At 75.6% G+C, this 19386-nt stretch carries 11 protein-coding genes; 5 read left to right on the top strand and 6 right to left on the bottom strand.

Annotated features, from left to right (window positions below; translation table 11 throughout):
* Positions 1-54 precede the first annotated feature (54 nt).
* The 3 genes from ACIQOW_RS09875 (at position 55) to ACIQOW_RS09885 (ending at position 3570) form a co-directional block, all read left to right on the top strand.
* Positions 55-1146, top strand: coding sequence for a PLP-dependent cysteine synthase family protein (locus ACIQOW_RS09875; protein WP_401082015.1), 1092 nt, complete (start codon positions 55-57; stop codon positions 1144-1146).
* Positions 1147-1196: 50 nt separating this feature from the next.
* Positions 1197-2432 carry an MFS transporter gene (locus tag ACIQOW_RS09880; RefSeq protein WP_401082859.1) on the top strand — a complete coding sequence of 412 codons (1236 nt, stop codon included), beginning with the start codon at positions 1197-1199 and terminating at the stop codon, positions 2430-2432.
* A gap of 253 nt (positions 2433-2685) precedes the next feature.
* A complete protein-coding gene (locus ACIQOW_RS09885) occupies positions 2686-3570 on the top strand; it encodes a S1 family peptidase (protein ID WP_401082018.1) in 885 nt (294 codons plus the stop codon).
* A 263-nt stretch (positions 3571-3833) separates the two neighbouring features.
* On the opposite strand, the gene ACIQOW_RS09890 is transcribed toward ACIQOW_RS09885, so the two are convergent.
* Complete coding sequence (locus ACIQOW_RS09890) at positions 3834-7064, bottom strand: cytochrome P450 (RefSeq protein WP_401082020.1); 3231 nt, start codon at positions 7062-7064, stop codon at positions 3834-3836.
* 172 nt (positions 7065-7236) lie between these two features.
* Between ACIQOW_RS09890 and ACIQOW_RS09895 the strand changes: the two genes are divergently transcribed.
* A complete protein-coding gene (locus tag ACIQOW_RS09895; RefSeq protein ID WP_401082023.1) occupies positions 7237-7920 on the top strand; it encodes a helix-turn-helix transcriptional regulator in 684 nt (227 codons plus the stop codon).
* 50 nt (positions 7921-7970) lie between these two features.
* Here ACIQOW_RS09895 and ACIQOW_RS09900 read toward each other — a convergent pair whose 3' ends face one another.
* On the bottom strand, positions 7971-8783 hold the full coding sequence (locus ACIQOW_RS09900; protein ID WP_401082026.1) for an SAM-dependent methyltransferase: 813 nt from the start codon (positions 8781-8783) through the stop codon (positions 7971-7973).
* Between the two features lie 54 nt (positions 8784-8837).
* Between ACIQOW_RS09900 and ACIQOW_RS09905 the strand changes: the two genes are divergently transcribed.
* Positions 8838-9251 carry a MarR family winged helix-turn-helix transcriptional regulator gene (locus ACIQOW_RS09905; RefSeq protein WP_401082029.1) on the top strand — a complete coding sequence of 138 codons (414 nt, stop codon included), beginning with the start codon at positions 8838-8840 and terminating at the stop codon, positions 9249-9251.
* Positions 9252-9298: 47 nt separating this feature from the next.
* Here ACIQOW_RS09905 and ACIQOW_RS09910 read toward each other — a convergent pair whose 3' ends face one another.
* From ACIQOW_RS09910 to ACIQOW_RS09925, 4 genes are all read right to left on the bottom strand, one after another.
* Positions 9299-12052: a hypothetical protein gene (locus ACIQOW_RS09910; protein ID WP_401082031.1), complete on the bottom strand. Its 2754-nt coding sequence runs from the start codon at positions 12050-12052 to the stop codon at positions 9299-9301.
* 164 nt (positions 12053-12216) lie between these two features.
* Positions 12217-13548, bottom strand: a complete 1332-nt coding sequence (locus ACIQOW_RS09915; protein WP_401082034.1) for an aldehyde dehydrogenase family protein — start codon at positions 13546-13548, stop codon at positions 12217-12219.
* Positions 13545-14939, bottom strand: coding sequence for a carotenoid oxygenase family protein (locus ACIQOW_RS09920; protein ID WP_401082036.1), 1395 nt, complete (start codon positions 14937-14939; stop codon positions 13545-13547). The genes ACIQOW_RS09915 and ACIQOW_RS09920 overlap by 4 nt, the downstream gene beginning before the upstream one ends.
* A gap of 141 nt (positions 14940-15080) precedes the next feature.
* Entirely contained in the window at positions 15081-19382 is a 4302-nt protein-coding gene (locus tag ACIQOW_RS09925) for a trypsin-like peptidase domain-containing protein (RefSeq protein WP_401082038.1), read from the bottom strand.
* Between the last annotated feature and the right edge of the window lie 4 nt (positions 19383-19386).

The following is a 19386-nucleotide window of genomic DNA, read 5'->3' on the forward strand; positions in this document are numbered from 1 at the left end:
GGCGTCCGCCCGAGCTGCCGAACGTTCCGCCAACCTCCCGACAGGAGACGAGACATGACGTCCCTCACCCATCGCACCGACGACCGCCCGGCCCTCGGCGGCCTGGTCGGCAACACCCCGGTCCTGCGGATCGGCGAGCCGCTGGCCCCGGCGGGCCGCGGCTTCTGGGCCAAGCTGGAGGGCTTCAACCCCGGCGGCCTCAAGGACCGCCCGGCCCTGCACATGGTCCAGCGGGCCCTGGACCGGGGCGAGCTGCGCCCGGGCGGCCGGATCGTGGAGTCCACCAGCGGCACGCTGGGCCTGGGGCTGGCGCTGGCCGGCATGGTGCACCGGCACCCGGTCACCCTGGTCACCGACCCGGGGCTGGAGCCGGCCATGACCAGGCTCCTCACCGCCTACGGCGCCGAGGTGGAGGCGGTCACCAGCCCGCACCCCCGGGGCGGCTGGCAGCAGGCCCGGCGTGACCGGGTCGCCGAACTGCTGGCCCGCCACCCCGGCTCGTGGTGCCCCGACCAGTACAACAACCCCGACAACACCACCGCCTACACCCCGCTGGCGCTCGAACTCGCCTCCCAGCTCGGCCACTTGGACGTGCTGGTGTGCAGCGTCGGCACCGGCGGGCACTCGGCGGGCACCTCCCGGGTGCTGCGCCAGCTCTACCCGGGCCTGCGGGTGGTCGGAGTGGACACCGTCGGTTCCACCATCTTCGGCCAGCCCGCCCGCGCCCGGCTGATGCGCGGCCTCGGCTCCAGCATCCACCCGCGCAACGTCGCCTACGGCGCCTTCGACGAGGTCCACTGGGTCGCCCCGGACGAGGCCGTCTGGACCTGCCGCCGACTGGCCTCCTCGCACTACGCCACCGGCGGCTGGAGCGTCGGCGCGGTCGCCCTGGTGGCCGGCTGGCTGGCCCGCACCCGGCCCGCGGGCACCCGGATCGCGGCGGTCTTCCCGGACGGGCCGCAGCGCTACCTCGGCACCGTCTACGACGACGAGTACTGCTCCGCGCACGGCCTGCTCGACCGTCCGCCGGCGGACGGCCCGGACGAACTCGCCCGGCCCGACGAGCGGGAGGTCACCCGCTGGACCCGCTGCGCCGAGGTGGTCGACCCGCTGACCCTCCCGAGCGCCGCGGGCGGTGCCGGGTGAGGGAGCTGACCGCCCAGTTCCGCGGCCACGAGCGCAGCGTCCGGCTGCTGATGGTCAACCAGTTCACCATCAACCTGGGCTTCTACATGCTGATGCCCTACCTGGCCGCGCACCTGTCCGGCGGCCTCGGCCTGGCCGGCTGGACGGTCGGGCTGGTGCTCGGGGTGCGCAACTTCACCCAGCAGGGCATGTTCCTGGTCGGCGGCACGCTGGCCGACCGGTTCGGCTACAAGCCGCTGATCGTCGCGGGCTGCCTGCTGCGCACCGCCGGCTTCGCCGCGCTCGGCCTCTCCGCCTCGCTGCCCGCCCTGATCGCGGCCTCGGCGGCGACCGGGCTGGCCGGGGCGCTGTTCAACCCGGCCGTCCGGGCGTACCTGGCGGTGGCCTCCGGCGCGGGCGAGCGGCGGGTGGCCGCGTTCGCGCTGTTCAACGTCTTCTACCAGGCGGGCATCCTGCTCGGCCCGCTGGTCGGCATGGCCCTGACCGCGGTGGACTTCCGCACCACCTGCCTGGTCGCGGCCGGGGTGTTCGCGGTGCTCAGCGCGGTCCAGATCCGCTCGCTGCCGGCCCGCAGGGGCGACGGCCCCGCCGAGGTCCCGGAGCGCACCGGGGTCCTCGCCCAGTGGCGCGGAGTGCTGGCCAACCGCCCGTTCCTGCTCTTCGCGGGCGCGATGACCGGCTCGTACGTGCTGTCCTTCCAGGTGTACCTGGCGCTGCCGCTGGAGGTCCGCCGGCTGGGCGGCGACGGAAGCGGCGGGACGGCGGCCACGGCGCTGCTGTTCGTGGTGTCCGGGCTGGGCACGATCCTGCTCCAGACCAGGGTCACCGCCTGGTGCCGGGCCCGGATCGCGCCGGGCACCGCGCTGGTCGCGGGGGTCGCCGTGATGGGCGCGGCCTTCCTGCCGCTGCTCGCCGCCTCGGCCCTGCCCGTCCCGGGCGCGGGCCCCTGGCGCTGGGCATCGGCCGTCGGACCGCCGGCCCTGGCCGCGTTCCTGCTGGCCCTGGGCACGATGCTGGCCTACCCCTTCGAGATGGACACCGTCGTCCGGCTCTCCGGGGACCGGCTGGTCGCCACCCACTACGGGCTCTACAACACCGTCTGCGGGGTCGGCATCACCCTCGGGAACCTGCTGACCGGCGCGGCCCTGGACGCCGCCCGCGCGGCCGGGCTCGCCGCGCTCCCCTGGCTCGCGCTGTGCGCCCTCGGAGTGATCTGCGCGCTGTCCCTGCACGCCCTCCACCGCGGCCGGCGACTGGCCGGGCCCGAGCCGGTGCCCGCCCGGTAGGGCCTCCGGCTCCGGCCGCCGGGAAGCCGCCGAACGGCGGATCCGCGGGCTCCCTCCCCGGCCCGCGGGTCCGCCGACACCCCCTCAGGAAGCTTGTACCGAACGGTCCGTTTCCTCATACTTCCGGTCAGTGTCTGTCAGGAGCAGATCATCCGCCGCGCTTCCGGAAAAGCCCCGGCCGGACTCCGCCCACCGCCTGACCGCGCTTCACGGCCCCGACCCCCAGGGCCGCTCACCCCCCAGGAGGAGATCGGTGAGGACCACGCGCAGGACCCCCCGCACCGGCACCACACGCCACTTCCGCCTGCTCGCCGCGGCCCTCGGCCTGCTGACCGCCACCGCGGTCGTCGCGCCGGGCGCCGCCGCCGCCCCCACCCGCACCGCACCGCCGGAGCAGTTGTCGGCGGTCAGCGAAGCCGTCCTGAACGCCGAGGTCGACGGCACCGCCTGGTACGTCGACGAGGCCGCGGGACGCGTCGTGGTGACCGCCGACAGCACCGTGTCCCCGGCGTCGATCGCCAAGCTGATGGGCGCCGCCGGGCCCGCCGCGTCCACCCTGGCCATCCACCGGGTCAGCGGCGTGTTCACCCCGCTGGTCGCCGCCGGCGACGCCATCTACGGCGGCCAGTACCGCTGCTCGCTCGGCTTCAACGTGGTGAGCGGCAGCACCCACTACTTCCTGACCGCCGGGCACTGCGGCAACGTGGCCTCCGACTGGTACACCGACGCCAACCACACCGCCAGGATCGGACCGACCGTCAGCACGACCTTCCCCGGCCACGACTACGCCCTGGTCCGCTACGACAACTCCGCACTCAGCCACCCCGGCGGCTTCACCTCCGCCCCGAACGCCTACGTCGGCGAGGCGGTGAAGCGCACCGGCTCGACCACCGGCACCCACGGCGGCTCCGTCACCGGGCTCAACGCCACCGTGCGCTACACCGGCGGCGGCACCGTCACCGGCCTGATCCAGACCAACGTCTGCGCCGAGCAGGGCGACTCGGGCGGCCCGCTGTACGACGGCGCCAAGGCGCTCGGCCTCACCTCGGGCGGCAGCGGCGACTGCACCGCGGGCGGGACGACCTTCTACCAGCCGGTGAACGCGGCACTCTCCGCGTACAACGTCAGCGTGTACTGACCCCCGGCCGTCCGAGCCGTGGGGCCCCCCCCCCCCGGGGGGGGGGCGCCCGGCCGGGGGGGGGGGGCGGGGGGGCCCCCCCCCCCCCCCCCCCCCAACCCCCCCCCCCCCCCCACCCCCCGGGGGCCCCCCCGCGCCCCCCGCGCCGCCCCGCCCCTCGCCGCCCCCACACACCGGGCGCCGCCCCCCCCCCCCCGCCCCGCCCCCGCGCCCCCCCCCCCGCGGGGGGGCGGCCCCCCCACGGCCGTGTCCGGGGCGACCGGTCAGCCCGCGTACACGTCCTCGACGTACCGCCCGGCCTCGATCAGGCCCTGGAGCCAGGCCTGCGCCCGCTGCTCGTCGGCCCCCGGCGTGCGCTCCCGGTACAGCGCCCGGAAGGCCGCCCTGACGCCCGGCGCCATCCTGGCCCCGTCGCCGCACACGTACACCTCGGCGCCCGCGTCCAGCAGCTCCCAGACCTCGGCCGCCTCGGCCGCGATCCGGTCCTGCACGAAGCGCCGCCCGTCCTGCGGACGCTCGCTGAAGGCCGGCCGCATCGAGACCGCGCCGGCCGCATCGGCGGCCTCCAGCTCGCCGCGGTGCAGGTAGTCCGCGTCCGCGTCGTCACAGCCGAAGTAGAGCAGCGCCGGGGCGAGTTCGGCCCCCTCCGCGAGCAGCGCCCGGCGGTCCGCGACGGCTCCCCGGAAGGGCGCCAGGCCGGTCCCGGCCGCGATCATGACCACCGGTGTGCGGTGGCCGATCCGGAACGCCTCCCGGCACGGCCGGATCCGCGCCAGCACGGTGTCGCCCACGGCCACCCGGTCGAGGTGGCCGGAGCCGGTGCCGCGGAAGGTGCCCCGGCCCGAGCGGGCCGGACCGCTGAGCACCGAGACCATCAGCTCCACCTCGTCCGGACGGCCGGTGGGCGAGGAGGAGACCGAGTAGTGCCGCGGCCGGATCGGGGGCAGCAGCTCCAGCAGCACCGGCCAGGTGAGCCGCTCCTGCACCGCGGGGTGGTCCTCGATCAGGTCCAGCAGGGTGCGCGGGTCGTCCTCGGGCAGCGCCTCCAGCGCGGCCCGCTCGGGCGGGCAGGGGTTGAGCGCGGCCAGCGCGGCGCGCTGCCCGGCGCTCGGTCGGTCCTGCAACTCGACGTGCCGGGTGAGCAGTTCGCGCACCGTCAGCGGCCGGTCGACGGCCGGTCCGGTGCGCCGGTGCGCCACGATGCCCAGCACCGTCTCCGGATCCGCGCCGAACAGCTTGGCGGCGCGCTCGACCAGCACCGGGTCGTTGGCCGGGAGCACGGTCAGGTGGTCGGCGGTCCGGTAGCGAGTGCCCTCCGGCAGCGCGAGGCGGACCAGCCGCTTCACCCGGTGGTAGGCGGGGTCGGTCAGGCTGCCGACGGCGGTGACGGTCAGCTCGGCCATGTCGTGCCGGGCGGCCAGCGCGGCCAGCGGGCCGCCGGTCACCTCGGTCACCGAGTACGCCGCCTCCGGCTCCGACGCGGCCGGGGCGTCGGCGTCCCCGTACCGCGCCAGCAGGGCCTCGCGCAGCTCCTCGGTGAACTGCCGTACGGCGCCCGCCAGGTCGCCCGAGGCGTCGGCCTCGGCGCGGGCCAGCAGCCGGGTGCCGCCGAGCGCGGCGAGCCGGTCGTCGATCAGGGCGGGGACGCGCTGGTAGGTCGCGGCGTAGGTGCGGTCGCCGATGCCGAGCACCGCGTACTCGACCCCGGCGGCCGGCCGACCCGCCTCGGCACCGCCGACCCCGTCGGTCCCATCGGTCCCCTGAGACTCCCGAGACTCCCGCGACTCCTGGAGCCGGCGGACGAAACGGGCCGCGTCGTCGGTCGGCTGCCCGTTGTACGAGGCGGCGGTGACCACCACCGGCCGGCCGGTGGGCAGCCCGTCCGCGTACGCGTCCAGCGGGGCGATCTCGGTCTCGCAGCCGAGGTCGGCGGCGGCCTCCGCGAGCTGCCGGCTGAACTCCCGGCAGGCCCCGTAGTTCGAGCCGTGCAGGAGCAGCAGTCCGGTCCCCCGGCGGACCCTCCCGGGGCGCTCGGCCGGCACGCCGACCCGCCGCTCCACGGCCCCCGCCGCGGCGGAGACCGGGAGGGGCGTGCGCCGGGCGAGGCCGAGGGAGAACCCGTCGGGCTTGATGGTGAGCGTCTGCTTGAGGCTCAGCCGGTAGTCGGCGTGGTCGATCAGCCGGTAGCGGTGGACCAGCATGCCCAGCAGCATGACGGCCTCGTGCAGCGCGAACTGCCGTCCGATGCAGGCGCGTTCGCCGGTGCCGAAGGGCTTGAAGGCGTGCGGGGAGCGGCCCTGCTCACGCTCGGGGTCGAACCGGGACGGGTCGAACAGCTCCGGGTTGTCGCCCCACGCCGGATCGCGGTGCAGCATCGGCGTGCTGACGAAGACCGTCTCCCCGGCGCGCAGCGGGATGCGGCCGCCGAGCAGGGTGTCCTCGCGCGCCTCCCGGCTGAACGCGGGCGCCGTCGGCCACAGCCGCAGCGCCTCGTTGAGCACCTGCCGGGTGTGGCGCAGCCGTCCGACGTCCTCGTAGCCGGGCTCGGGATCGGCCTGGTCGCCCCAGAGTCCGTCCACCTCCCGCTGCACCTGCCGCAGCACGGCCGGGTTCTTGACCAGGTAGTACAGCGCGAAGGAGAGCGCGCCGGAGGTGGTCTCGTGGCCGGCGATCAGGAAGGTGATCACCTGGTTGCGGATGTTCTCGGCGTCCAGCCGGCTGCCGTCCGAGGGACGCACCGCGCCGAGCATCAGGCCGAGCAGGTCCTCGGCCGGGCCCTGGACGCCCTCTCCGGCGCGGGCGGCGATCACCTCGTCCACCACGGCGGCCAGGTAGTCGGCGTCGGCCCGGAAGGCGGCGTCGCGCTCGCGGTGGTCCGCCTCCGGGTCGCGGGTGAGCCGGGTCATCGCCCAGTCCAGGCAGCGCACCATCGCCTCGACGAAGGGGTGCGGCTCGTCCCGCTCGAAGGAGCCGAAGTCGAAGCCGAAGCCGGCCAGCCCGATGGTGTCCAGGGTCATCCGGGTCATGTCGCCGGGCACGTCCACCGGCAGCCCGGCGCCCTCCCTGCGGTCCCAGGAGGCGACCAGCCTGCGGGCCACCCGCAGCATCACCGGGTGGTAGGTGCGCATCGAGCCGAGCGCGAAGGCGGGCATCAGGATGTCGTGCGCCCTGGCCCAGTTGGGCTCGTCGTTGTAGGCGGTGAACAGGCCGTCCCCGGTGAACTGGCGGACGTTCTCCAGGCCGGGCCCGATCGACTTGGTGAACCGGGTCTCGTCGGCCAGTTCCTCGACCAGTTCCAGCCCGCTGACGATCAGGGCGTCCCGGCCGTGCAGCCGCTGGCAGAAGACCGGGCCGTGCTCTCTGGCCAGGTCCATGGTGCGCAGCATCGGGACGGCGACCGGCGGCGCGGACGAGATGTCCACCAGGGGGACGGCGCCGCGCCCGGCCCCGGCCACGTGCTCGCCCTCGGTCGTGCTCTCCACGGTATCGGTCATCGGTGGACCCCTCCCACGGCAGGAAACGTATCGCTTCCTCCACTCTGCGCCCACCGGGCGGAACCGCGGACGGCAGTCACTACATGATTGTGTAGTGCCAGGGGTGCCCGCGGACTTGCCCACGGACCGTCAGCTCTGGTGCGCGCGGGCGCCACAGGGAGGAGAACCACACATGCGAACGAACGAGGGCTGCGCGCCCGTACCCGACGGCAGCCGGGACCCCGCGGTGATCTGGCGCAACCGGGCGCTGCGGCTGCTGGACCACGTGCCGCTGCCGATCGTGGTGTGCGAGTTCGGCGGTCGGATCCTGATCGTCAACCGTGCGATGGCGGCCGAATTCGGCCGGTTGCCGGGCGAGTTGCACAACCGTAGGATTCTGGAGTTCTTCACCCTGTGGGACAGCGCCACGCTCCAGGCGCTCACCGAGGCCGTCCGGATGCACCGCCGCTCGCGGTACCCGGCGCGGGTCTCCTGGACATCGGTCGGCGGACGCGAGCGGCACGGTGAGATGACCGTCGACCTGGTCGGCGACACCCCGGAGCAGACCCCGAACCTGCTGATCTCGCTGCGCGCCGCCGAGCCCGCGAGCGAGGCCACGCCCGGCCCGCGGGCCGAGGTCAGCCCGGTCGAGGCGCGGATCCTGGCCGCGGCGGCCCGGGGCGACACCACCGCGCAGATCGCCCGCGAGATCGGCGTCACCACGGACGGGGTCAACTACCACCTGGCGCGGCTCTCCCGCCGCTGGCGGGTCCCCAACCGCACCGCCCTGGTCGCGCGCGCCTACGCCACCGGCGTCCTGGCCGCCGGGACCTGGCCGCCCCAGCCGGCCCGACATGACGAATCGTCAGTTCGGTGACCGGGCAGGCAACTTCTTGATCCGGGGCGGGCAGGCCGCCGGCAGCGGTGTCAGCCGGTCGGGCGTCGCCGCGCCTCGATGAACGCCGTGGTGGCCGACGGGTCCGGAAGCGAGCGCCCGTGCTTCTCCCCGAGCCGCACCAGGGTGGTGACCTCCGTCGTCCAGCCGTGCCCGTCGAGCCAGCCGTCGGTGCCGGGCCCGAGCCCGCCGCGCCACAGTGCGGTGAGGTGGGCCAGCTCCGGGTCGTGGGGCGTGCGGCTCACGTCGCGGCCCTGCTCCAGCAGCAGCCGGCTACCCGGGGCGGCCAGCCCGGTCACCGTCGTGAGCAGGGCGGCCGCCTCCTCGGCGGTCAGGTAGACCAGCAGTCCCTCGGCCAGCCAGGCCGAGGGGCGCGCCGGGTCGAAGCCCGCCGCGACCAGCCGGTCGGGCCAGCGCGGGTCCCGCAGGTCGGCGGGCAGGGCGGTGCGTCCGGCGTGCGGCGTGGCGCCGAGCCCGTCCAGCACCTGCTGCTTGAAGGCCAGCACCGGGTCCAGGTCGAGTTCGAACACCCGGGTGCCGGCCGGCCAGTCCAGCCGGTACGCGCGGGTGTCCAGGCCCGCCGCCAGCAGCACCACCTGGTCGGCGCCGGCGTCGAGCAGCCGGTCGTCGTAGTGGCGGGTGCGCAGGATGCCGTGGGCGAGCAGGGCCCTGCCGAGGCTGCTGCCCGTACCGGAGAAGTCGAGCGGCAGTCCGGCGGCGGTGACGAACGCGGCGGCGTACGGGTCGACGAAGAGCGGGGCGGGACGGGAGCTTTCGTAGGCCCGCACCCGGGCGACGGACAGGGCGGTGCGGGAGACCGGGCTGAACGGTTCTGAGGTCGTCATGCCGGGCAATCTACATCGCCACCGATGCATCAGTGAAGATGTATTCTGTCGGACATGGACGGCGTGCAACTCCTCAGACTCGGCAAGCGGTTGACCGAACTCGGCCGCGCCCTGATCATCGACCCGGCCTCCGAGCATCTCACCGCCGGGGAGATCGCCGTCATCGCCGACGTTTACCGCCACCCCGCCACCTCCGTCCAGGAGATCCGGGTCAGGACCGGCTTCGCCCAGAGCCACGTCTCGGTCTCCGTCGCCCGGCTGCGCGAACACGGCCTGCTCGACGCCGCCCCCGACCCGGCCGACGGGCGGCGCACCCTGCTGACCGCCTCCGAGGTGGCCAGGGACGCCATCCGCTCGCACGTCGCCCGGCCCGCCGAACCGGTCATCGCCAAGGCCCTCCCGGACCCGGAGCAGGCCCGCCGGGTCACCGAACTGCTCGACGAGCTCGCCGGCCTGCTGCTGCCCTGACCCGCCCCCCGGGCCCGCGTGGCCGGCGTGGCCGACGGCCGGAACGGTCAGCTCGCGAGGATCCCGGCCAGGCGGGCCGATTCCGTCCGGACCCGGCGGGGTGCGGCCGGTACGGCCAGGGCGTCGAGTACGGGCAGGGTGGTGCGGATGCCTTCGGCGGCCGCGCACTCGGCGGCCAGAACCAGGGCGTCCGCCAGCCCGCGCCGGCCGGGCTCGGCGGCGAGCCCGGTGATCAGGGCCGCGAGCACCTCCCACACCGTCCGGCCCGCGCCGCCGCGCGCGGCTTCGGCCAGGACGGGAAGGACCCGGTTCGGCTTGGCCACGGACAGCTGCCAGAGCTGCGCGAGCCAGGCACCGAGCGCCTCCGGCCGGAGCCGGCCGCGTGCGGTCATGGCGAGCACGGCGTCCAGCGCGGCGGTGCGGTGATCCGCCCCGACGGCGGTCAGCCCGTAGGCGAGCAGCAGGTGGCTCACCGGGCCGAACTCGCCCGGCAGCTCGGCGACCCGGGGCAGCAGGGGGTTGGTGCCCCCGGAGCCGCTCGTCGTGTCCGCCTGGAGCACCCCAACCGGCAGGCCGTGTGCGGCGACGGCCTCCGGGTGCCAGGGCGCCGCCCAGGGCAGGTGGGCGAGTTCGGTGGGCTGCGTCACGGCCACTCCGTTGAACCGGCCGGTCTCGGCCGGGTCGGGGAGGGTGTGGACCAGTCCGGTGACGCCGTCGGGTGCGGGCTCCCCGGTGACGGCGTGCGGGGCGATGCGCGGAAGGGTGGGCGGGGTGAAGCCGTTGTCGAGGCTCCGCTCGGGCATGGCCGGGGTCTGGACGTGGAACCGGTCGGGTGCCGGCGGCGCCGTGTCGGGAGGCAGGGCCCAGCCGAGTCCGGCAGCGGTGGCGCGGACGGCCGGCAGCGCGTGCGGGGGCACCCGGAGGAGCGACTGGGCCAGGTCCGCGGGCCACGGGCGGGCGCCGGTGACCCGGTAGGCCGCGAGCCGTTCCCTGAACACGGCGGGGTCGATCGTGCCGTCGCCGGCGGTGGGGGTGGCGAGCAGCAGCGGCACCGGTGCGTCGGTGATCCGGCACGCCGCTTCGTTGGCGCGCACTGCGGGGATCACGGCTGGGGTGCGCAGGTAGAGCGGGTAGCCGAGCAGGTCGGTCGCCTGCGCGGCGGACTCCCGGGGTCGGCCGGTCAGGGCGTCGAGCAGGCAGCCGAGTGCTCCGCCGACGCTTCGTGCCTCCCAGACCGGCACCGGGTGGTCGACGCGGCGGGCGGCGAGCGGGGCGAGGGCCGTCCGCAGTGCGGCCGGGTCGCGGTGGTGCTCCGCGACGAGGGCGGCGAACACGACCTCGAACTCACCGGGGCCGGGCAGGCGGTCGGCCATCAGGGCGCCCAGCCGCTCCGTGAGGTCGAGCGGCCCGGCGGGGGCCGTCGGCAGCGCGGCGGGCCCCGGGTGTGCGAGGGCGACGGGTGCGTCGTCCTGCCGTCCGGCGGTCGCGTCCGGGACGGCGAGCAGGCGGCGGGCCTCCGGCTGGAGGGCGGGGCCGAGACCGGTGGCGGCGGCGCGCACGGCCTCGGCGGTGGCGGGGGTGGCGTGGGGCAGATGACGGGCGACCAGGCCCAGGGCGCGTTCCTGGACCGCGGGGGCCGGGTGGGTGAAGGCCACGGCCACGGCGGGCAGCAGGCCGTCGGCTCCGGCCGGGTCACGGCGCAGCGCGGCGTCGGCCCGGCTCAGCTGGGCGGTGGCGAGTGCCTTCTCCGGGCGGGCCAGTACCGCGGCGGTGAGTTCGGTGAACAGTTCGGCCGACAGCCGGGTGTCCACGGTGTGCAGCGCCGCCTGGGCGGCCTTGGCGGCGGCGGGCGCGCCGTCGGCGGCCAGCCGGACGTGGTCGCCGGCCCGGGCGAGGACCTCCTCGGCGTCGGGTGCCAGCGCCGCGTACAGGTGGAGGAATCCGCGCAGGTTGCCGGGCCGGTCGCCGCGCAGGAGGCGCCCGAGGCAGCGGTCGATCAGTTCCGCGCGGTCGAGCAGGCCTTCGCCGGCCAGGGCGGTGAGTGCCGTGGGCCATGCGTCGTCGGGCCCGGACCGGGCGGCGTAGGGGTCGGCGAACTCGGTTCCGACGTCCGGGACTTCGAAGAGCCGGCGGACGAGTTCGACGAGCCGGGGCTGGGCGCGCAGCCAGGAGAGCAGGGTGTCGTGGTGCGGAACCGGTTCGCGCAGGCCCCGGTCGGCGAACCACTCGCCGATCTCGCGGTGGTAGGAGGAGCGCACCAGGCTGCCTTCGCGCATCCAGCCGGTCACGTAGCCGTCGGTGGCGGGGGGTTCGGCGCCGGACCAGACGGCGAGGCCGTGCAGGATGAACCAGCGGGAGCCGTCGCCTCGCGCGGGCAGCCAGGCGGCGAGCCGGCCGGCGAGTTCGTGGTGGAACGCCGCGTCGCGGTGCGGCCGGAGCAGGGCCAGCAGGAGGGTGTGGAGGTCGGGGTTGGTGGACCCGCCGCCGGGCCGCGGCCAGGTGATGTCGAGCAGACGGCGGGTGGTCAGCCAGTCGTGGGCCTCCGCCGCGGTGGCGGCGGAGAGGATCCCGGCGAGTTGCAGGGCGGCGAGCTGGTCGTACGCGGCGACGTAGCGGGGGATGTCGTCGGAGGAGAGTTCGCGCACCAGCTCGGTGCGGAGCCTGAGCAGCGGTGTGCGCAGGTGGCGCAGCTCGGTGGCGGGTACGGGGAAGAGCCGGTCGACCACGCCCTGCGGGATCCGGGCGGCGATGAGCGCGCGCACCTCGTCCCAGCCGATCGGCTCGCTCGTACGGTCGGTCACGACACCCCTCCACTGCTCCGGCTGGTATCGAGAACCTAGCGCGGCTCACTGACAGTCGCGCCGGAGGGTGACGCAGTCACTGTCGGCGATGGCAGGACGTCGGGCGGCGGAACGTCGGGCGGCGGGAGTCCGACAGGCCCCCGCCGCCGTCCGCCGGGCACGGCTCAGCCCAGCGGCACGTCCATGCAGGCCCTGCGGTGGCTGAAGGTGTCGATCGACCAGCGGCCGTGGTACCGGCCGGAGCCGCTCTCCCCCACCCCGCCGAACGGAAGCTCGGGGATGCTCAGGTGGGCCACCGGGAGGCCGAAGTTCAGGCCGCCGGAGGATGTCTCCTCGGCGAGCCGGCGCCGGGTGTCCCCGTTGTCCGTGAAGGCGTAGAGCGCCAGCGGGTGCTCCCGGTCGTTGATGAGGGCGATCGCCTCGTCGAGGCCGGCGACGTCGAGGATCGGCAGGACGGGGCCGAAGATCTCCTCCCGCATCACCGGGGCGTCCGGCTTCACCTCGGCCAGTACGGTGGGCGCGATGTAGCGGTCCGCGCGGTCGTGCCGGCCGCCGAACACGGTGCGTCCCGAGTCGAGGAGGGCGACGACGCGGTCGAAGTGCCGCTCGTTGACGATCCGTCCGTACTCCGCCGACCGGGCCGGGTCGGGGCCGTACAGGTCCTCGACCGCCCGGGCCAGCGCTCCCTCCAGCGCACGGGCCGTCGCCGGGTCGGCCAGCAGGTAGTCGGGGGCGACGCAGGTCTGCCCGGCGTTGGAGAACTTGGCGCGGGCCACCCGGGCGGCGACGACCTCGGGATCGACGTCCCGGTCGACGAACACCGGTGACTTGCCGCCCAGTTCGAGGGTGACCGGAGTCAGGTGCTCGGCGGCGGCCCGCATCACCACCCGGCCGACGTCGGCGTTGCCGGTGTAGAAGACGTGGTCGAAGCGCTCGGCCAGCAGGGCGGTGGCCGTCTCCCGGCCGCCCTCCAGCACCGTCACCGCCGCCGGGTCGACGTACCGGGGCAGCAGCCGCGCCAGCAGCGCCGAGCTGGCCGGCGCCAGCTCGCTCGGCTTGACCAGCACGGTGTTGCCCGCGGCGAGCGCGCCCGCCATCGGCACCAGCGCCAGCTGCACCGGGTAGTTCCAGGGCGCGATCACCAGGACGGTCCCGAGCGGGTCGTGCCGGGTGTGGGCGGTCGTTCCCGGCGGCAGCCGGGTGAGCGCGGAGGCGGGCACCGGATCGGGCTGCAGCCACTGCTCCAGGTGCCGCGCGGTGTGGTCGATCTCCCGTACGGTGGAGTCGATTTCGGCGCGGTCGGCCTCGGTGCGCGGCTTGCGCAGGTCGGCGTGGAGGGCGTCGGCGATCTCGTCGCGGTGTCCGGTCAGCAGGGCGCACAGCCCGGTCAGCTGTTCGGTGCGCCAGGCGAGCGGCCGGGTGCGGCCGGTGCGGAAGGACGTGCGCAGCCGGGCGACCGCCTCGGCCGGGGTGGGCTGACTGGGCTGGGTGTTCACGGGGATTCCTCTCGGACGACGGGGTCGGGGATCCAGCTGCCGTGGAAGCCCGCCGGTACCCGTACCGGCAGGTGGACGGTGGCGATCGGGGCGCCGGTGAAGTCCTCGGCGGAGAGGACGAGCAGGTCGCTCGCGCCCCGCCCTGGGTCGTGGACGTAGGCCAGCAGGTAGCCGTCGTCCTCGCTCCGGGCGCCGTCCCTCGGGACGAAGGAGACCTCTCCGGCGTGGCGCCCGGCGCCGAGCTGCCGCACGGTGCTGCTCTGCCGGCCCAGGTCGTGCTTGATCAGCGCGTCGCCGGCGGTCTCCGGGGGCAGGTCCTCCCGCCGGTCGGTCGCGGCGAGGTGGCGCAGCAGGTCGGTGGCGACGGTGGAGTACCCGTAGCGGTGGGCGCCGCCGACCACCGCCGGGCTGACGGCGGGGAACTCCTGCGGCCGGTCGTCGAGCCGGGTCTCGGTGACCTTGCCGGAGACGGTGTCGACGGTCCAGCGGTCCAGGGTCGGGCTGCTCTGGCCGTCCAGCGCGCCGCCGGTGAACATCCTCGGGTAGCGGACCACGTCGATGACGACCCGGTCGCCGTCCTCGTGGGCGTTGAGCGTGTGGAAGACGAAGCAGGGCTCGACCTCGAACCAGCGGACCTCGGCGCCGTCGCGGGGCAGCAGCCCGACGCGGGCGCCGCCGGTGTCGTTCCAGACCGCCGGATAGGTCTTGCGCGCCAGGTTGTCGGCCGTGCCGAGCCGCGCCGAGAGGTCGAGGACGACGGCGAAGTTCCGGGTCAGCGCCATGTCGTGGACCACCGGCCGGTGCGGCATCGGGATGTCCACGGCCCGGGTGACGGCGCCCTGCGGGGAGAGCACCAGGTGGCGCAGGTCCGCGCTGTCCCGCTGCCAGGTGATCGCGTGCAGTTCGCCGGTGACCGGGTCGAGCTTGGGGTGGGCGGCGAACCCGTCGGGCAGCGTGCCGCAGAAGTCGCTGGCCCCCACCGTCTCGATCTCGTAGGAGAGTTCGTACGGGCGGAAGCCGCCCTCGACCAGCGCGTAGGTGCGGTCGGCGTGCCCGATCACATGGGTGTTGGGTGCGACGTCGGCGATCCGCGGCGCGGCGCCGGGGCGGGCCCGTTCCCCCAGGGCCTCGGCCACGGCGGCGCTGCGGACCAGCCGGTTGCGGTACCACCTGGCCCGCCCGTCGAGCAGCCGCACCCCGTGCACCATGGCGTACCCGGCGAACAGGTGCCGCGGCCTGAGGTCCTCCGGCCGCATCCCGTTCGGGCCGTTGCGCAGGTACCGGCCATTGAGCTCGGCCGGGACGGTGCCGGTGACCGGCAGGTCGAACGCGGTGACTTCCGCGCCGACCGGGGCGTAGGCACCGGTGAACGGATCGATGACGGTGGACACCCGCTGACTCCTCCAGGCCGCTTCCGACTGCCGCTGCCCCCGCGGAGCAGCGTTAGTCGGATCAACGACCCACCCACCCTCCGGGTGACGGGCGGCGGGCGGGAACCCGGCCGCCGCGTCCGCCGGGCGGGCGCCACGGGGTCACGTCGTCGGCGCCGCGCAGGCGTCCGAGCGGCTGCCCGGGGGCAGGAGCTTGCGCTCGGTGGCGGTCAGGTCCCTGGCCGCCAGCGCGCAGGCCCGTTCGCGCCAGGTCTCCGGGTCGAGCGGCAGCACGTCCACGGCCGAGCCCTCCACCCAGGCGAGCCGCCCGCCGTCCTGGGACCAGTCGCCCGTGGCCCCGTAGCCGGGAGTGAAGTGGTACCGCTCCGCACCCCGGTCCACGTCCCAGAAGGTGAACGAGTTGGCCGTGGCCGTGGTGCTCAGCCAGGACGCGGAGGGGAAGCCGTTGAGCCACTGGACGCCCTGGTAGGCCAGCGTCCGCCAGGTGTGCTCGTCCATGTCGCGGATCCTGAGGCCCCCTGCGGTGGTGACCACGGCCAGCAGCCGGCCCGTCCGGTCGAAGGCCATCTGCCGGGGTGTGCCGTTCCCGGAGTCGAAGGTCTCGACGACCTTGCCCTCCTTGAAGTCCCAGATCTGGATCTCGTCTCCCCCCGTGCGGACCGCCGCCTGCTGCCGACCGGGACGGGCCACGCCGAAGACACTGGCGGCCGCGGTCGACAGCTCGACCGGTTCCTGGGTCGACGGCCGGTAGGTGCGCCCCGCCTGGGTGCCGGTCCCGAGGTCCCAGCGGGACACGTAGGAGACGGCCGAGACCACCGCGTGGTCGTCGCCGTCGAACCAGACGTTGACCCAGGCCGGGGTCTCGCCCGTCCGGGGATCGGCGCGCGCCGGGTCGATGCCGGGGGGAGCGGGCAGGTCCAGGCGGCGGGCTTCGGCGAGTTCGGGGCCGGTGCCGCCCTGTTTCAGGTCCCACGCCAGGACCCCGAGGCCGTCGGTCGTGACGGTCAGCAGCCGTCTGCCGTCCGGGCTGAAGATCGGGTAGCTGCGCGCGAGCGGGGTCGAGGGGCGCAGTGCCGCGAGCTGGCGACGGGTCTTCAGGTCCCACAGGCGCAGGGTGGCGCCGTCCGCGTCGATGCCGGCGACGCGTTCGTGGTCCACGTTCACGGTCCTGATCAGGCCGGTGAGCATGGCGGTGTCGAAGGCGGTCGGCGCGGGCACCCGGGCGACGACGAGGGTGCCGCCCGCGCTGACCGCCACCCTCATCGCGTCGGGAGGGCCCGCGAGGCTCACGGCCGGCGGTGTGGCCGAGTCGCCGACGACCTCGTCCTGCTGGGCCGGGGCGGGCAGGTCGAGCGTGGCCGGCCGGCCCTCCTGGAGGTCCAGTACCAGGAACCGGAACCGGCCCAGCGTGGTCCCGAACCGCTGGACGGGGTTGATCAGGTAGCGCCCGGTCCGGTCGAGCCTGGGCACGTACAGCGGGCAGACCAGGCTCAGTTGGCTCGTGTCGTACTGGTGCTTCACCTTGGGCGGCCCGGTCAGGTCCCAGGCCTGGAGGACTCCTTCGGCGGTGCACCGGACGAGCGTGGAACCGTCCGCGCTGACCGTGACCTGCCCGGCCTCCTGGCCGCCCCAGGGCTCCTCGTCGAGGCGGCCGTCGGACAGCTGCCAGCGCACCAGTCGGCCGTTCGCCCCCGCGGCGGCACCGTCCGGGACGATCCGGCCGATCACGGCGGCACCGTCCGGCCCGAACCAGGCGTCCGAGACGTGCCACCCGGCGGGCGGCGCGAGCGTGCCGCCGGCCCGCGTTCCGGTGGCCGTCTCCCACACCGAGACCCCTTCTCCGGGAACGGCCGCGAGCAGCCGCCGCCCCGTGGCGTCGAAGCGGAGGTCCGTGGCCGGCCTGGCGTTGCCGTGGGCCTGCTCGATGTCCCGCAGCCTCACCGTCCGCCAGCGGCCGTCGGTCTGACGGGTGCCCGCCGTGACGAGGCCGTAGGGGGTGGAGGTCGCGATGGTGCGGCCGTCGGCCGTGGCCGTGACCCGCCGGACGTCCCCGTCCCGGATCTGGGAGAGGGCCGGAGCGCCTGTCCCGAGGTCCACCCCCAGGAGGTCGCCGGAGAAGAGGCCGACGGTGACGCGCCGGCCGTCCTCGCTGAGGAACGCGTCCCGGATCTCGCCCCTGCCCTCCAGCGCGATCCGCTCGACGTGCCGCATCCGGACGTACTGTTCGAACAGGGCGGTCTGCGCTTCGGGGGTCGGGGCCGTGTGATAGGCGGCGGCGCTCATCAGGGCCGAGGTGGTGAGCGACACGTCGTCGAGCCGGCTCGCGAGCTGGGCGAGCTGCGGGGAGGCGGCCCGCCGCAGGTCCTCGTCGAGTGCGCCGTTGGCCCTCAGGAGCAGGGTGGAGGCGACGACGGCGACGGCGAGCAGGACGCCCAGGGTGGAGATCCCCGCCTGCCGGCGCCTTCTGGACCAGCGGGCCCGGGCCGCCTCCTGGGCCCGCCGGGCCAAGCTTGCTTCGAGGAAATCCCTTTCCGGTGCCGAGAGTTCACTCCCCCGCTGCTCGGTCCTGGCAACCGCGGTGTCGAGCAGCGCGCCCGTCAGGAGCTGTTCCCCGGCCCGGCCCAGCTCGTGCCAGCGCTCCAGGTCGTGGCGGAAGTCGGCGTGCCAGGTCAGGAACTGCCGGTCCCGTTTCACCTGGCCGGCCAGGGTGTCCCAGGCGCCGATGAGCGCCTCGTGCGCCAGCTCCACGGTCTGGCCGCGCTCCGGGTCCGCGCCGACGACCAGGATCCGCCGCTCCGCGAGCCGGACGGCGATCCGCCACCGCTCCTCCCCCGCCTCGGCCCGGCCCAGCACCGCGCGCAGCGGGGCCTCGCTCCCGGGCACCAGTCTGACCAGCGCGGTGAGCAGGCGCAGGGCGTCCTCCCGCTCGGCCTCCCCGACGCACTCGCGCCAGGCGGCCTCCGCGTGCCGGCCCAGGGCGCCCCGCACCCCGCCGATCTCCTCGTACGCGGCGAACCTCAGCCGGCCCAGGGCCCGTTCGTCCCAGAGCCGGGCCAGGACGAAGCCCAGCAGGGGCAGGGCGCCGGGCTCGGCGCCGGCGTCGTCCAGCATCCGGGCGACCAGCCCGGGGTCGTACGAGACGGCGGGGATCCGGGCGAGCGGCCGCAGGATCACCTCGGACATCTGGGCCCTGCTCATCGGCAGCAGTGGGCGGACGGCGGCCCGGTCCAGGGCCGGGCCCAGGACGGGGTGCGACAGGGCCGTGTCCAGGAAGTCGGCCCGGAGCGTGACGAGCACCCGCAGCCCCGGCGGGTGCGGGTCGGGGAACAGCAGCCCCACCGTGTCGTCGTCCGCCCGCCGGGGGTCGGTCAGCACCGCCTCGGCCTGGTCGAGGACGACGAGCAGCCGGCCGGCGCGTTCGCCCAGGGCCGCCCGGGCGATGGCCGCCAGGCCGTGGCGGGTCAGGGACTCCTCCAGGTGCCGCAGCCCGGCCTGTTCCAGTGGCCGTTCCGGCCGGGCCAGCCGGGCGAGTTCCACCGCGAGGGCGGTGCGCACCGGTATCCCGTCGGCGGCCCGCACCACCAGGACCTCGTGGCCCCGGGCCCGCATCCGCGGCACCACCGCGGCCAGGGCCAGTGAGGACTTGCCGCAGCCCGAGGGGCCGACGAGGGCCACGCAGGGCCGCGGTCCCGCGTCGAGGAGCGCGGTCACGTCCGCCGCCTCGGCGTCACGGCCGAAGTACACCTCCGCGTCCGCCTCCTGGTAGGTGCCCAGGCCTCGGAAGGGGGCGGCCGGAGCCAGGACCGGGGCGAGCGGCGGGACCTGCGCGATCAGCGTCCGCGTGGGGATCATGAAGCTCTGCCGGTCCCCGGAGAGCTGGGCGATCACGACCATCCCGACGACGGCCCCGACCTGCTCGTCCCAGACGGGGCTGCCGCTGAAGCCCCTGTCGACGGGGACGCCCTGCCGGTCGGCGCCCGAGAGCTGCACCCACCCCTCGGCGGTCGCGCCGCGCAGCCGCCCGGCGTGCCACACGCCGCCGGGGGCGCTGCCGGGGAAACCCGCGACCCGCACGGAGTGCTGCCACACGCTCGCCGGCGAGGCCATGGCCAGGGGGGTCGCGCCGGGGACCGGTGCCGCCAGCCGCAGGACGGCGACGTCCCCGGTGCCGTCGGCCCGGATCGGGACCCAGTGCGCCACCTCCGCCGCGACCGGGCCGCCGGTGCCGGACAGCGGCCGGTCCAGGGTCAGGGCCCCCGCCGGCGCCGTGGCCTGGGTGCGCGGCAGCCCCAGCGCGTCGGTGACGACGTGGGCGCAGGTCACGGCCAGGTCCGGGGCGACCAGGAAGCCGACGCCGCCGGGCGTCCCGTCCGGGCCCGCGACGCGGAGGATGGCGGAGCCCAGCGCGGCGTCCGCGTTCGCGGCCCCGCTCGCGGTGCTCATCCCG

This window comes from Kitasatospora sp. NPDC091335, assembly GCF_044757205.1.
Taxonomy (GTDB): Bacteria; Actinomycetota; Actinomycetes; order Streptomycetales; family Streptomycetaceae; genus Kitasatospora.

Excerpts from the sequence above, each read along its gene's own strand:
- ACIQOW_RS09900 (WP_401082026.1), bottom strand. The coding sequence starts at position 8,783 with ATGACGACCTCAGAACCGTTCAGCCCGGTCTCCCGCACCGCCCTGTCC.
- ACIQOW_RS09905 (WP_401082029.1), top strand. The coding sequence starts at position 8,838 with ATGGACGGCGTGCAACTCCTCAGACTCGGCAAGCGGTTGACCGAACTC.
- ACIQOW_RS09890 (WP_401082020.1), bottom strand. The coding sequence starts at position 7,064 with ATGACCGATACCGTGGAGAGCACGACCGAGGGCGAGCACGTGGCCGGG.
- ACIQOW_RS09895 (WP_401082023.1), top strand. The coding sequence starts at position 7,237 with ATGCGAACGAACGAGGGCTGCGCGCCCGTACCCGACGGCAGCCGGGAC.
- ACIQOW_RS09880 (WP_401082859.1), top strand. The coding sequence starts at position 1,197 with ATGGTCAACCAGTTCACCATCAACCTGGGCTTCTACATGCTGATGCCC.
- ACIQOW_RS09875 (WP_401082015.1), top strand. The coding sequence starts at position 55 with ATGACGTCCCTCACCCATCGCACCGACGACCGCCCGGCCCTCGGCGGC.
- ACIQOW_RS09925 (WP_401082038.1), bottom strand. The coding sequence starts at position 19,382 with ATGAGCACCGCGAGCGGGGCCGCGAACGCGGACGCCGCGCTGGGCTCC.